At 72.2% G+C, this 13186-nt stretch carries 10 protein-coding genes; 2 read left to right on the top strand and 8 right to left on the bottom strand.

Annotated features, from left to right (window positions below; genetic code table 11):
* Positions 1 to 12: 12 nt before the first annotated feature.
* Both ACF08N_RS07045 and ACF08N_RS07040 read right to left on the bottom strand, forming a co-directional pair.
* Positions 13 to 702, bottom strand: coding sequence for a LuxR C-terminal-related transcriptional regulator (locus ACF08N_RS07045; protein WP_392323553.1), 690 nt, complete (start codon positions 700 to 702; stop codon positions 13 to 15).
* A complete protein-coding gene (locus ACF08N_RS07040) occupies positions 699 to 1976 on the bottom strand; it encodes a PspC domain-containing protein (RefSeq protein WP_392323552.1) in 1278 nt (425 codons plus the stop codon). The genes ACF08N_RS07045 and ACF08N_RS07040 overlap by 4 nt, the downstream gene beginning before the upstream one ends.
* 151 nt (positions 1977 to 2127) lie before the next feature.
* On the opposite strand from ACF08N_RS07040, the gene ACF08N_RS07035 reads away from it, so the two are divergent.
* Positions 2128 to 3438 carry a PspC domain-containing protein gene (locus tag ACF08N_RS07035; RefSeq protein ID WP_392323551.1) on the top strand — a complete coding sequence of 437 codons (1311 nt, stop codon included), beginning with the start codon at positions 2128 to 2130 and terminating at the stop codon, positions 3436 to 3438.
* A gap of 168 nt (positions 3439 to 3606) precedes the next feature.
* Here ACF08N_RS07035 and ACF08N_RS07030 read toward each other — a convergent pair whose 3' ends face one another.
* The 4 genes from ACF08N_RS07030 to guaA all read right to left on the bottom strand — a co-directional run bounded on the left by ACF08N_RS07030 (position 3607) and on the right by guaA (position 8208).
* Positions 3607 to 4128 (bottom strand): DoxX family membrane protein, encoded by a 522-nt coding sequence (locus tag ACF08N_RS07030; protein WP_392323550.1) that lies wholly within the window; start codon positions 4126 to 4128, stop codon positions 3607 to 3609.
* A gap of 114 nt (positions 4129 to 4242) precedes the next feature.
* A complete protein-coding gene (locus ACF08N_RS07025) occupies positions 4243 to 5535 on the bottom strand; it encodes a hypothetical protein (protein WP_392323549.1) in 1293 nt (430 codons plus the stop codon).
* A 165-nt stretch (positions 5536 to 5700) separates the two neighbouring features.
* Positions 5701 to 6489, bottom strand: coding sequence for a class II aldolase/adducin family protein (locus ACF08N_RS07020; RefSeq protein ID WP_392323548.1), 789 nt, complete (start codon positions 6487 to 6489; stop codon positions 5701 to 5703).
* A 123-nt stretch (positions 6490 to 6612) separates the two neighbouring features.
* Complete coding sequence (gene guaA, locus ACF08N_RS07015; RefSeq protein WP_392323547.1) at positions 6613 to 8208, bottom strand: glutamine-hydrolyzing GMP synthase; 1596 nt, start codon at positions 8206 to 8208, stop codon at positions 6613 to 6615.
* Between the two features lie 268 nt (positions 8209 to 8476).
* Between guaA and ACF08N_RS07010 the strand changes: the two genes are divergently transcribed.
* Positions 8477 to 8800: a chorismate mutase gene (locus ACF08N_RS07010; RefSeq protein ID WP_392323546.1), complete on the top strand. Its 324-nt coding sequence runs from the start codon at positions 8477 to 8479 to the stop codon at positions 8798 to 8800.
* Positions 8801 to 9542: 742 nt separating this feature from the next.
* Here ACF08N_RS07010 and ACF08N_RS07005 read toward each other — a convergent pair.
* Together ACF08N_RS07005 and ACF08N_RS07000 are read right to left on the bottom strand one after the other, a co-directional pair.
* Complete coding sequence (locus ACF08N_RS07005) at positions 9543 to 11354, bottom strand: GMC oxidoreductase (protein ID WP_392323545.1); 1812 nt, start codon at positions 11352 to 11354, stop codon at positions 9543 to 9545.
* 48 nt (positions 11355 to 11402) lie between these two features.
* Positions 11403 to 13019, bottom strand: coding sequence for a succinic semialdehyde dehydrogenase (locus ACF08N_RS07000; protein WP_392323544.1), 1617 nt, complete (start codon positions 13017 to 13019; stop codon positions 11403 to 11405).
* Positions 13020 to 13186: the final 167 nt, after the last annotated feature.

Genomic DNA, 13186 nt, shown 5'->3' with positions numbered 1-13186 from the left:
AGCCGCCGGACGTCAGACCAGGCGCCGGGCCGTCGCCCACCGTGTGAGCTCGTGGCGGTTGGACAGTTGCAGCTTCCGCAGCACCGCCGAGACATGCGACTCGACCGTCTTCACCGAGATGAACAGCTGCTTGGCGATCTCCTTGTACGCGTACCCGCGCGCGATCAGCCGCAGGACCTCGCGCTCCCGCTGGGTGAGCCGGTCGAGGTCCTCGTCGACCGGCGGCGCGTCCGTCGAGGCGAACGCGTCCAGCACGAAGCCCGCGAGCCGCGGCGAGAACACCGCGTCGCCCTCCTGCACCCGGAAGATCGAGTCGACCAGGTCCGTGCCGGTGATGGTCTTGGTGACATAGCCGCGGGCGCCGCCGCGGATCACGCCGATGACGTCCTCGGCCGCGTCCGACACCGACAACGCCAGGAAGCGCACCGGGTGGTGCGCCGATGCCATCAGCGGCGCGCAGCGGCGCAGCACCTCCACGCCTCCGCCGCCGGGCAGATGCACGTCCAGGAGGACGACCTCCGGCCGGGTCGCCGTGATCACGGTGACCGCCTGGTCCACGTCGGCGGCCTCGCCGACGACCTCGACCCCGGTGCGCTCGGTCTGCCCGATCTCGGCCTGCACACCGGCGCGGAACATCCGGTGGTCGTCGACGAGCACGACCCGCACCCGCCGCTCGACGCTCTCTTCCGCAGACTCGGTCATCCGTCAGCCCTCTCCATCTCGAGCTCCACCTCGGTGCCCCCACCGGGCACCGTGCGCAGCCGTGCCGTGCCGCCGTTGCGCTGCATCCGGCCGATGATCGATTCTCTTACGCCCATTCTGTCGCCGGGGACGGCATCGAGGTCGAAACCCGGCCCCCGGTCCCGCACGGAGACGAAGACCGTGCGCCCCTCGACCTCCGCGAAGACCTGGACCGCCCCTCCCGCGCCACCGTACTTGGCGGCATTGACCATCGCCTCGCGCGCGGCCTGCATCTGTGCGGCCAGTTTCTCGTCGAGCGGGCAGTCGCCGACGACCACGACCTCCAGCGGCACCCCGTGCTTGTCCTCGACCTCGGCCGCGGTCCTCTTGACCGCCTCGGCCAGGGTGTCGGGCTCCTCGTCCTCGTCCTTTCCGTTGCCCTCCGGCCGGTAGAGCCAGTTGCGCAGCTCGCGCTCCTGGGCGCGGGCGAGCCTGCGCACCTCGCCGGGGTCGTCGGCGTTGCGCTGGATCAGGGTGAGGGTGTGCAGGACGGAGTCATGGACGTGGGCGGCGACCTCGGCGCGCTCCTGCGCGCGGATGCGCATGGTCCGCTCCTCGGAGAGGTCCTGGGTCATCCGCACCAGCCAGGGGCCCGCGAGCAGGGCGACACCGGCGATGACGGCGATGGCCGCCGTCAGCACGTTGCCCAGCTGGGCCGCCGAGCCGCGCACCACCATGAACACGGTCAGACCCATGCCGACGAGCGCCACCCCGGCGAGGGCACGCGCCAGTTGGACCAGGCGGCGGCGCCTGCTGTCCGCGAGACTGGCCCAGCGGGCGCGCCGGGCGTTGTCCGCCTGCCGCCACACCAGCACCACACCGGCACCGATCAGCAGGGTCGGCCACACGTAGCGGTTGGCGGCGCCGTTGGTGTCGACGTTGCCGACGAAGATCGCGGCGCCGACGAGCAGCGCGACGAGGGCGAACAGCTGGCCCTTGTCGGGCTTGCGCAGCCGGCGGCGGCCGTCGGGCGTGGTCTCGAAGACGGAGCGCGGCTCGGCGGCCCGGCCGCCGACGCCGAGCGGGACGACGATCCAGAACACCGCGTAGAGCAGGGCGCCGAGGCCGTCCGCCAGGAACAGGGCGAGGAAGACGAGGCGCACCCAGGCGACCGGCAGCCCGAGGTGCCCGGCCAGGCCACGCGCCACACCGCCGAGCAGGCGTCCGTCGGCGCTGCGGTACAGCTTGCGGACGGCAGGCTCTTCGGTCTCGGGCGGACGGGCGGCGACGGGCATGCCCCGATCGTCACACGTCCCGGCCGGGCGGGGCATCAGGGCCGTCCCTTAATCCGACCCTGAGAAGTCCCGGTCCCTCAGGGGCAATATCAGGGGACGGCCAGGGTCGGGGCGGCTGCCACCACGGCGCCGGGCCCGTCACCATGGAGTCATGACCCAGCCGACCACCGCGCCGCCCCAGCCGCCGCAGGAGCCGCCGCCGACTCCGCCGCGGCTGCGCCGCGCGCCGCGCCACAAGGTCGTTGCCGGTGTCTGCGCCGGGCTGGGCCGGCACTGCGACATAGACCCGGTGATCTTCCGGATCGTGATCGGCGTGCTGTCGGTGACCGGCGGCATCGGTCTGATCTTCTACGGCTTCGCCTGGCTGCTGATCCCGGCCGACGACGAGGAGGAGAACGAGTTCCGCAGGATGCTGTCGGGCCGCGTCGACGGCGCCTCGCTGAGTGCCGTGCTGCTCGCCCTGCTCGGCTGCGGCCTCCTCCTGACGATGCTGGGCGACGGGAACATGCTCGGCTTCGTCACCATGCTCTCGATCGCGGTGACCGGTGCGGCCGTGTGGTCCCAGCGGCGTACGCACGCCCCGCCCGGCGGGGCGCACGTGGACACGGCCGCGGCGCAGGCGGCCGCCGAGGCGCCGCCCGAGACGAAGGCCCCGCCCGTCCCGGACAGACCCTCCTGGTGGCGCGACCCGATCGTCAAGGACGGTACGACCGGGCCGGTGCCCACCGGATACCTGTGGGGTCCCGAGTCGGCGCTCGACGAGAGCGCCGTCGCTCCGCCGCGTCCGGACGGGCGCCCGTCCGAGGCCGTGGTGGTGCCGCAGCCGCGCGGCCCGCGCGGTATCGGTGGCGCCGTGTTCCTGCTGGCGCTCGTGGCGGGCGGCCTGGGCACGGGCCTGAGCTGGGACAGCCGTCCGCTCGGGACGGCCCTGCAGATCGGCCTGGTCGCCGCGCTTGCCGTGTTCGGCCTGGGCCTCGTGGTGAGCACCGTGCTGGGGCGCACCGGTTTCGGCACGGTGCTCTTGACGATGGTGACGGCGGCTTCGCTGGCGGGCGCGGCGGCACTGCCCGCGGACATCAGCACGAAGTTCGGCGACAGGACGTGGACGCCGACGTCGGCGGCCGCCGTCCAGCAGCGCTACGAGATGGGCTCGGGGCAGGGCACCCTCGACCTCTCCGCCGTCGACGTGCCGGCCGGGCAGACGCTGTCGACGAGGGCGCAGATGGGACTGGGCCACCTCACCGTCGTCGTGCCGAAGGACGCCGTGGTGCGGCTGGAGGCCGAGGTGGGGGTCGGCGACATCAGACTGCCCGGCGACGCGCCGGACGACGTCGACGTCGGCCCGGGCCAGGACCGGCGCAGGACACTGCCCGCGCCGCCGGGCGCGACACCGGGCGGGACGCTGGTCCTCGACCTGGAGCTGGGCATCGGACAGGTGGAGGTGACCCGTGCCGCGTCGTGAATTCCGGCACCCGTTCCGTCCGGGCAGGCTGATCGCCGGACTGTCCGTCCTGGCCACAGCCCTGCTGTACGGGGGTGATGCGGCGGGCGCCTGGCACACCCCCTGGTTCACGGCGTTCCCGGTCGTCTTCGGCGGTCTGTTCCTCGCCGGTGCCGTCGCCGCCCTGCACTACGGGGTCCGGCGCCGCCGGGCCCGCAGAAGCGCGTCGAGGGAGAACACGGACGCCCCGGCGAGCACGAGCGGCAGCCAGGCCATGAGGTAGGCGAGGTCGTTGCCGTAGTAGTACGGGTCGGTCTGCCAGCTCACGGTCAGCCACAGGCTGAGTGAGATGAGCGCGCCGCCGAGGGCGGCCAGCCGGGCGAGCAGCCCGGCCAGGGTGCCGAGGCCGACGGCGATTTCGCCCATGGCGATGGCGTGGCCGAAGGCCTCCGGGTTCTTCAGCGCCAGGTCGACGAGCCAGGGCGCGGCGGAGCCGTCGCGCACGGAGTTCATCACCTCCCCGATGGAGCCGGTGCCGCTCGCCGCCATGAAGCGGCTGTCGGTGAGTTTGTCGAGGCCCGCGTAGACGAACGTCACGCCGAGGAACAGCCGCAGCGGCAGCAGCGCGTACCGGGTGGTCTGCTCCCTCCAGCTGCGCGGCCGGTCGCCGTCCGTCATGTAGGCCGATGTCGTCCGGTAGGTGTGTGTCATCGCTGGTCCCGCCTTCGGTTGACCCGTCAACCGACCATACGTACGGCGAAGCCGCCTCGCTCACCAGGCATGCGGCACGGACTGTGACACAGCGGTCACAAGCCCGCTAACGGGTCAGTCGGTGACCTCGATGAGGCAGCGGTTGCTCGACACGCCGGCGGCCGTCACCACCTGCACGTCGACCTGGCCGGGCTCGACCTCCACGGGTACGGGCACCGTGAGCACCGTGTCGGCCGGATTGGCGAAGCCGCCGGGCACCGGGATCAGCGGCACGTGCACATGGACCGCACCGAAGCGGACGACCAGCCGCGCGAGCAGGTCCGGCCGGTCCGCGCCCGGCGGCACGAAGCCGGTGCCGCGGATCTCGACGTCGTCACCGGTACGGATGGGCCCGTCCAGGTCACCGGCCTCGCGGGCCCGCACCACCGACATCACGACCGGACGGCCGCCCTCCGCGTACTTCCCGGCGAGATACGTCCCGGCCGACAGCGCCACCAGCAGCACGAGCCCCCACGGGAGGTGGGGCAGCCGCTCCGGGGCGCGGGCGAGTCCGGTCAGGGCGAGGGCGAGGACGGCCGCGTTCACCAGTACGTACTGCGCGTCGGCGAAGGCGGCCCGCCCCGAGTCGTCGCAGAACAGGTCGGCCACGTGCGGGCGGTCGGCGCGCACCTTCTGCAGTCGCAGCCCGGCCACCCGTACGGCCACGATCCTGCGCACCCCGACGGCGATCGCGGACACCAGCGCGAGGACGCACAGCAGGCCGCCTCCGGCGGCGAGGCCCAGCCCGTCGGTGAGCCGGTCGCGCCGGGCGCCCGACGAGGCGCCGGCCAGCAGGAAGGCGAGATGCAGCAGCGTGCCGCACACGACGAGCAGCCAGGCGGCGGCGACCGTACGGGAAGTGGACAGGCGATGGTCCTCGCCGGTCAGGACCGCGAGCAGCCCACCCCGGTTCCGGTGCCCGTAGGCCGCCCCGGTGAGGGCGCCGGCGACGACGAAGGCGGCGAGCAGCCCCGCCGTACGGGTCGCGGTCCAGCCCGCACCGATCGCGGTCGCCGTCTGGGCGACGACGAGCGCCGTGAAGCACCCCCAGACCACGGCCAGGGTGCGCAGGCAGGCCCCGCGCAGCCGGGACGCGGCCACGACCCGGTCGAGACCCGCGACGGTGCGGGCCGACTGGGTCAGCTCGTCGGACACCCACTGCCGCGAGGCGCCCGGTGAGTGGGCGACGCCCGCGGGCAGCCCTTCACCCGCCGCGAACTCGTCCCGCTTGGCGAGGAATTCGGCCACCGCGCGCCGATGACCTTCGCGCGCCCCATGCGCGCATGTGTCGCACTGTCCCGCTTCTTGCACCGCCACGACCGAACGCCACCTCTCCGCATCGCACGGGCCAACCGCCCTGTGATGCATGCGAATTGTGCCGTACGCAAACCGCCGCCACCCCGATGGCCGAGGCCAGGGAGGGTGAACCTGTCGGCGCCCTGTTGACCGCGGCTGGTCCTGTCCGGTCGATCAGGCCGGATCAGTGAGGGGGGACCCCCACTCCCTCATCCGGCCTGATCGACAAGACACCCCCTAGTGCAGGAGGTCCGGTTCGGCGCGGCTGATCTGCTGCCACAGCGGCTGGAAACTGATCCAGGCGACAAGGTCGCCGCCCAGCTGCTCGCGGGTGGCCAGCGCCTCCCGGCGCCCGATGGGCACGGCCTTGCCCGCGGCCCGCGCCGCCAGCTGCACCTGGGCGCAGCGCTCCATGGAGTGGAACCACCAGGCGGCCGCGTCGACCGAGTCGCCGACGGTCAGCAGCCCGTGGTTGCGCAGCACGAGCGCCTTGCGCGGCCCGAGGGCCTCCGCGATCCGCCGCCCCTCGTCCTCGTCCACGTTCACCCCCGTGTACGCGTCGACCACCGCGTGGTCCTCGTAGAAGGCGCACGCCTCCTGGGTGAGGGGCTCGACCGGATCGCCGAGCGCGGCCAGCGCCCGCCCGTGCACGGTGTGGGTGTGGGCGACGGCGACGACGTCGGGGCGGGCCAGGTGCACCTGGGCGTGCACGGTGAACGCGGCCTGGTTGACGCGGTGCCGCCCGACGACGGTCCGGCCCCACCGGTCGGCGAGGACCAGGTCCCCGGCCGAGACATGGGCGAACGGCACGCCGAAGGGGTTCACCCAGAAGCAGTCAGTGAACTCCGGGTCCCGCGCGGTGATGTGCCCCGACACCCCGTCCTCGTACCCGAAGCGCCCGAACAGCCGCAGCGCGCCGGCCAGCCGCTCCTTGCGGTACGCGCGCTCCTCGACCACGGACTCGTGCACGGGCGGCATCGCGAACCGCAACTGCTCCACGGGCAAGGGCTCCGGCGTGTAGGTCATGGCCCGGAAGGTAACGCCGTGGAGGTCAACTGACCAGAGCGGCTCGGCACTTGGCGCGCGCATACGGCGACGCCGCCGCCCGCACCAGGCGGGCGACGGCGTCGCGAAGGGTTGCGGGGAGGCTCACTCCCACTCGATGGTGCCCGGCGGCTTGCTCGTCACGTCGAGGACGACGCGGTTGACGTCGGCGACCTCGTTGGTGATCCGGGTGGAGATCTTCGCGAGCACGTCGTACGGCATGCGCGTCCAGTCGGCCGTCATGGCGTCCTCGGACGAGACGGGACGCAGCACGATCGGGTGGCCGTAGGTGCGGCCGTCGCCCTGGACGCCGACGCTGCGGACGTCGGCGAGCAGCACGACCGGGCACTGCCAGATGTCGCGGTCGAGGCCGGCCGCCGTGAGCTCCTCGCGGGCGATGGCGTCCGCCTCGCGCAGCAGGTCCAGGCGCTCCTTGGTGACCTCGCCGACGATGCGGATGCCGAGGCCGGGGCCGGGGAACGGCTGGCGCTGGACGATCTCGTCGGGCAGGCCGAGCTCCTGGCCGACCATGCGGACCTCGTCCTTGAACAGCTTGCGCAGCGGCTCGATGAGCTCGAACTCGAGGTCCTCGGGCAGGCCGCCCACGTTGTGGTGCGACTTGATGTTGGCGGTGCCGGTGCCGCCGCCGGACTCGACGACGTCCGGGTAGAGCGTGCCCTGCACGAGGAAGGCGACGTCCTCGCCGCCCGCGGCCTCCGCCACGATCTCGGCCTGCGCCTGCTCGAAGACCCGGATGAACTCCCGGCCGATGATCTTGCGCTTCTCCTCGGGGTCGGAGACGCCCGCGAGCGCGTCGAGGAACCGCTTCTCCGCGTCGACGACCTTCAGCTGGACGCCGGTGGCGGCCACGAAGTCCTTCTCGACCTGCTCGGTCTCGCCCTTGCGCATCAGGCCGTGGTCGACGTAGACGCAGGTCAGCTGGGAGCCGATGGCCTTCTGGACGAGGGCGGCGGCGACCGCCGAGTCCACGCCGCCGGACAGACCGCAGATGGCGCGCCTGGTGCCGACCTGCTCGCGGATCGCGGCGATCTGCTCCTCGATCACGTTGCCCGTGGTCCAGCTCGGCTGGATGCCGGCGCCGCGGTAGAGGAAGTGCTCCAGGACCTGCTGGCCGTAGGTGGAGTGCATCACCTCGGGGTGGTGCTGCACGCCGTAGAGCTTCTTCTCGTCGTTCTCGAAGGCGGCGACCGGGACCACGTCGGTGGACGCGGTGACGGTGAAGCCCTCGGGGGCCGCCGAGCAGGCGTCGCCGTGCGACATCCACACCGACTGCTCGTCGGGCGTGCCCTCGAAGAGGGTGGAGCCGGGCTTGGTGACATGCAGCGGCGTACGGCCGTACTCACGCGCGCCGGTGTTGTCGACGGTGCCGCCGAGGGTCGTGGCCATCAGCTGGAAGCCGTAGCACATGCCGAAGACGGGGACACCGGCCTCGAAGATCTCGCGGTCCAGGCGCGGGGCGCTCTCCGCGTACACCGACGAGGGGCCGCCGGAAAGGATGATCGCCTTCGGGTTCTTGGCCAGCATCTCCGCCACGGGCATCGTGGACGGGACGATCTCGCTGTAGACCCGGGCCTCACGGACGCGGCGGGCGATGAGCTGGGCGTACTGGGCGCCGAAATCGACAACCAGGACGACGTCCGGGTTGGATGCGGGCGCGGCAGCGGGGGACGCTGATGACACTGGCGGCCTTCCGGCGGTGGGAGAGGGTCGGTATTTGTCGATTCTACCGGGACGGCCGGCCATACCTTCGTCTCACCATCCGAACCGGGCTTTGGCCCGGGGCGGGGGCGGGGTCCATACTGTCCGCATGCACAAGCAGCTGACCTTCGTCTTTACCTATGGCACCGGCCCGTCCGGCTGCCATGGTCGTGCTGCTTAGCTTCTGACAGCGACTTCCCAGGCGCCCCGGGCCGACAAGGCCCGGGGCGTCTGCCGTTTCCTCCGGGCCATGCCGGTCCGGGGCCCCTCCGAACACCAGGAGAGCCCCATGACCGAGGTACTCGACAAGACCGGCGCCCGCACCGACGACGCCGCGAACGTGATCACCGGCGCCCGTGAGCGCATCGACGCGCTCGACGACCGGATCATCGGCCTGATCCAGGAGCGCATGGCCGTCTCCGCCGTCATCCAGGACGCCCGGATCACCTCCGGCGGGCGCCGGGTGAACCTGGCACGCGAGATGGAGATCCTCGGCCACTACAGGGACGCGCTCGGCAAGCCCGGCACGGCGCTCGCCATGACGATGCTGGAGCTGTGCCGGGGCCGCATCTGAGCCGCGGGCGTACGCCTGCGCACCTGCGTTCGGGCGCATCCTCACCCGTACGGCGCGTGACGCACCCGTCCGGCCTTCGTTGGTCCCGATGTCCGTGCCAGCCAGGGGCGGGCCTCGAAGGAAACCACGCGTGGCTCCGCTGGAGCGTGTGACGCACCCACAGGTGCGTCGTGGGACCTCGCCCCAGCGCGCGTGACCGGTCGGCAGGGGACAGCAGCCCGGTCACCCCAAGGGCGGTCGGCTCCGGGGACGCCCGGCGCCGACCGCATCCGGTCCGACGGCCTGCGGGCCGCGAACCCGTCCCGCAGACACGAGTACGAGCACGTCCCGCTCTGCGCAACCACACTGTCACAGGCCGACCCCTCAGGCGCCCCGAGAGCGCCGGGCCGACGGCCTCCCCTACGCGGCGCAACCCCCGGCGCCGCGCCAAAGGCACCGCCGCCGCCCTGACGCCGGTGCCGACGGCGAAGGGCCCCGCGGACTCCTTGTCCGCGGGGCCCTTCGTCATGCGGTGCGGTCTTCCGGCACACGGAGTTTCAGCCATGAGCGACGGGTGTGATCCACCTCACATAAGGATTCTGCGAAACGAGGACAACCATCCCCACTGGTCACAGGTCATGCATGCGTAACAACGGCCTCACCTGCGCCCCGGCGCGGCGGCCGCGAAAAGCCAGGAGGCCGCTGCACTCGGAGGGGGGTGCAGCGGCCTTCGTCGTGCGGGGGTCGGTTCCGGACAGCGGAGCTACTTCTTGGGCGGGACAGCCGGGATGCCGAGGAACGGCAGCTTCAGCGCGCCGAACGCCTCCGCCGGGACCGCCGGGGACTTCGGGGCCACCGGGGACAGCCGCTCGTAGGCGGCGCCCTGGGCCGGGCGCGGGTCCTCGTCACCGTTGTTGGGCCAGAACGACATCGCGCGCTCGGCCTGGGCCGTGATCGTCAGCGACGGGTTGACTCCCAGGTTCGCCGAGACCGCGGCACCGTCGACGACCGAGATGCCCGGATGACCGTACAGCCGGTGGTACGGGTCGAGCACGCCCTCCTCGGCCGAAGCGCCGATCGGGCAGCCGCCCAGGAAGTGCGCGGTGAGCGGGGTGCCCATCAGTTCACCGATGTTGGACCCGGCGAAGCCGTTGATCTCCTCCGCGAGCAGGGACGCGGCGCGGGTGGCCTCGGGGATCTGGTTCGGGTTCGGGGCGCCGTGGCCCTGGCGGGCGGTGAGCAGTCCCTTCCCGATGCCGCCGGGCTTGCGGTACGTGGTCAGCGAGTTGTCCAGGGACTGCATGACCAGCCCGATGATCGTCCGCTCCGACCAGCGCCGGTTGGACAGCGCGCGGACCGCGAGCCACGGATGGCGGGCCATGTTGCCCAGCCAGCCGGCGACCCGGCCCTTGACCCGGTAGGGCACCTGGAGGACCGTCATGCCGCCCATGGCGTTCGAGCCGCGGCCGTAGCGGACCGGCTCGATGTGGGTGTTCTCGTCCGGGTGGATCGAGGACGTGATCGCGACACCGCGCGTGAAGTCGACCCGGTCCGCGCCGTGGCGCTTGCGGTAGCGGCGGTTGTCGGTCTGGGCGCCGACGAGCGCCTCGGAGTTGGTCCGGGTCAGCTCGCCGAGGCGCGCGGACAGCCGCGGCAGCAGCCCGCTGTCCTTCATCCGGTGCAGCAGGGTCTGCGTGCCGTACGTGCCGGCCGCGACGACGACACGGCGGGCCCGGAACGTACGCCCCTGCCCCTTGCGCTTGTTGTCGCTGGGCAGCGTCTTGACCGCGAAGCCGCCGCGCGAGTCCTCGGTGACCGCGACGACGGACGTCATCGGGTGGACGACCGCGCCCGCCTTCTCGGCCAGGTAGAGGTAGTTCTCGTTGAGGGTGTTCTTCGCGCCGTGCCGGCAGCCCGTCATGCACTCGCCGCACTCGGTGCACGCCTTGCGCGAGGGGCCCACGCCGCCGAAGTACGGGTCGGCGACCTCCTGTCCGGGCCGTGCCCGCACCGATCCGTCGGCGTCCTCGCCGTCCCCGAAGAACACGCCGACCGGGGCCATGTGGAAGGTGTCGCCCACGCCCATCGCCTCGGCGGTCGCCTTCAGGTGGACGTCCGAGGGCGTCATGGTCGGGTTGAGCCGTACGCCGAGCATGCGCCGGGCCTGGTCGTAGTACGGCTCCAGCTCGTCCTGCCAGTCCGTGATGTCCTTCCACTGCGGGTCGTTGAAGAACGGCGCGGGCGGCACGTACAGCGTGTTGGCGTAGTTGAGCGAGCCGCCGCCGACACCCGCCCCCGCGAGCACCATCACGTTGCCGAGCAGGTGGATGCGCTGGATGCCGAACAGGCCGAGCGCGGGCGCCCAGAGGTAGTTGCGCAGGTCCCAGGAGTTCTTCGGCAGCGTCTCCCGGGTGAACCGGCGGCCGGCCTCCAGGACGCCGACCCGGTAACCCTTCTCGGACAGCCGGAGGGCGGAGACCGAGCCGCCGAAGCCGGAGCCCACGACGATCACGTCGTAGTCGTACACGACGCCGTCCGCCGCGTCCTCATTTCGGGCAGGGGGTACCTCGGACATGGCTCTCCTCGTGAAATGTGCGGGCGTACGGGTGCGGGCGGGCGGCGGTCACCGCAGGCGCAGGGTCTTCATCGCCTTCAGGCTGAAGCTCATGAACGCGGCGTACTGCGCGTCGTCCATGCCGAACGACGGGGCGAGCGGCAGCAGCCGCTGCTGGGCGACTGTCTGCGCCTCCGTGTACTTGAGGATGCCCTCGGAGCCGTGCCGCCTGCCGAGCCCGGAGTCCTTCATACCGCCCATGGGCGACTGGACGCTGCCGTACGCCGGGGCGTATCCCTCGTTGATGTTGACCGTGCCGGTGCGCAGCTTCGCGGCGACGGCGTGACCGCGCCTGCCGTCCTTGGTCCACACGCTCGAATTGAGCCCGTACGCGGTCGCGTTGGCCAGCTCGATCACCTTCTCCTCGTCCGAGAAGCGGTAGATCGACACGACCGGGCCGAAGGTCTCCTCGCCGCACACGGCCATCGGCGCGTCGACGCCGTCGAGGATGGTGGGCTCGTAGAAGTACGGGCCGATGTCGGGGCGGGCGACGCCGCCGGCGACGAGCTTCGCGCCCTTGGCGACGGCCTCCTCGACATGGCGGGTGACGGTCTCCAGCTGGCGCGGGCCGACGAGGGAGCCCATGTCGGCGCCGTACGCGAGGGAGTTGCCGAGCCGCATCGCCTTGGTGCGCGCGGCGAAGCGCTCGACGAACTCGTCCGCGACGGACTCGTGCACGTACAGCCGCTCGATGGAGATGCACAGCTGGCCCGCCGAGGAGAAGCAGGCGCGGACGGCACCTGCCGCGGCCTTCTCCACATCGGCGTCGTGCAGCACCAGCATGGCGTTCTTGCCGCCGAGTTCGAGGGAGACGCCGACCAGGCGGGCGGCCGCGCCCTGGGCGACCTCACGGCCGGTGCGCGTCGAACCGGTGAAGGAGACGTAGTCGGCGTGCCGGACGACCTCGGGGCCGACGACCGGGCCCTCGCCGATGACGACCTGGAACACCTCGGCGGGCAGGCCCGCCTCGATCAGCAGGTCGCGCGCCCACAGCGCGGTGAGCGCGGTCTCGGTGTCGGGCTTCATGACGACCGCGTTGCCGGAGACGAAGGCCGGCAGGGCGTCGCCGACGGACAGCTCCAGCGGGTAGTTCCAGGGCGCGATCTGGCCCACGACACCGCGCGGCTGGCGCAGCTCGGTGGTCTTGGTGAGCACGGGCACGACGCCCGTGTGGTGCTTGGGCCTCAGGTACGCGGGGGCCTTGCGCCCGTAGTGGCGGGCCGCGACGGCGACGGCCTGCACCTCCTCGTGCGCGTGCAGCCGGGCCTTGCCGGTCTCCAGCTGGATCAGGTCGAGCACCTCGGCCTGGCGCTCGAGGACCAGGTCGTGGAAGCGCAGCAGCACGGCGGCGCGGGCGCGCACCGGGGTGGCCTCCCACACGCGCTGGGCGGCGCGGGCCCGCTCGAAGGCGGCCGCGACGTCGTCGGGGGTCGACTCGGGCAGGTCCGCCAGCTTCTCGCCGGTGAACGGTGTGTGGTTCACCGTGCGGCCGGAACCCGCCACGCCCTTGGTGAGCTGGGCGACCAGTTCGGGGGTGACCACGTCGGCTGCGGTGCGCACACCGGCCGGCGAGGCGGCGATGGGGTTGGTGCCGAGGGCGGTTGCGGTGGCCTGCGAGTCCGTCATGGGGGCGAGAGTATGCGGCGGCGAGCACTTTGGGTACCCGTCGGTAACAGCTTTTCACCGGGCCCCCACGATTACGCCAGCGATCACTGGCGGATAAGCCCTGATCAGGGGCTTGTCATGGTGCGGCGGCGGCGAGGACTGTGATGAAGCCGTTGCGGATCTCCACC

Origin of the sequence: Streptomyces sp. NPDC015127, assembly GCF_043080095.1 — a bacterium.
Classification (GTDB): domain Bacteria; phylum Actinomycetota; class Actinomycetes; order Streptomycetales; family Streptomycetaceae; genus Streptomyces.
Note: the sequence above shows the minus strand (reverse complement) of the source record. Positions and strands in the feature narration are given on the sequence as shown.

Excerpts from the sequence above, each read along its gene's own strand:
- ACF08N_RS07045 (WP_392323553.1), bottom strand. The coding sequence starts at position 702 with ATGACCGAGTCTGCGGAAGAGAGCGTCGAGCGGCGGGTGCGGGTCGTG.
- ACF08N_RS07035 (WP_392323551.1), top strand. The coding sequence starts at position 2,128 with ATGACCCAGCCGACCACCGCGCCGCCCCAGCCGCCGCAGGAGCCGCCG.
- ACF08N_RS07010 (WP_392323546.1), top strand. The coding sequence starts at position 8,477 with ATGCCGGTCCGGGGCCCCTCCGAACACCAGGAGAGCCCCATGACCGAG.
- ACF08N_RS07030 (WP_392323550.1), bottom strand. The coding sequence starts at position 4,128 with ATGACACACACCTACCGGACGACATCGGCCTACATGACGGACGGCGAC.
- ACF08N_RS07025 (WP_392323549.1), bottom strand. The coding sequence starts at position 5,535 with ATGCATCACAGGGCGGTTGGCCCGTGCGATGCGGAGAGGTGGCGTTCG.
- ACF08N_RS07000 (WP_392323544.1), bottom strand. The coding sequence starts at position 13,019 with ATGACGGACTCGCAGGCCACCGCAACCGCCCTCGGCACCAACCCCATC.
- ACF08N_RS07005 (WP_392323545.1), bottom strand. The coding sequence starts at position 11,354 with ATGTCCGAGGTACCCCCTGCCCGAAATGAGGACGCGGCGGACGGCGTC.
- ACF08N_RS07040 (WP_392323552.1), bottom strand. The coding sequence starts at position 1,976 with ATGCCCGTCGCCGCCCGTCCGCCCGAGACCGAAGAGCCTGCCGTCCGC.
- ACF08N_RS07020 (WP_392323548.1), bottom strand. The coding sequence starts at position 6,489 with ATGACCTACACGCCGGAGCCCTTGCCCGTGGAGCAGTTGCGGTTCGCG.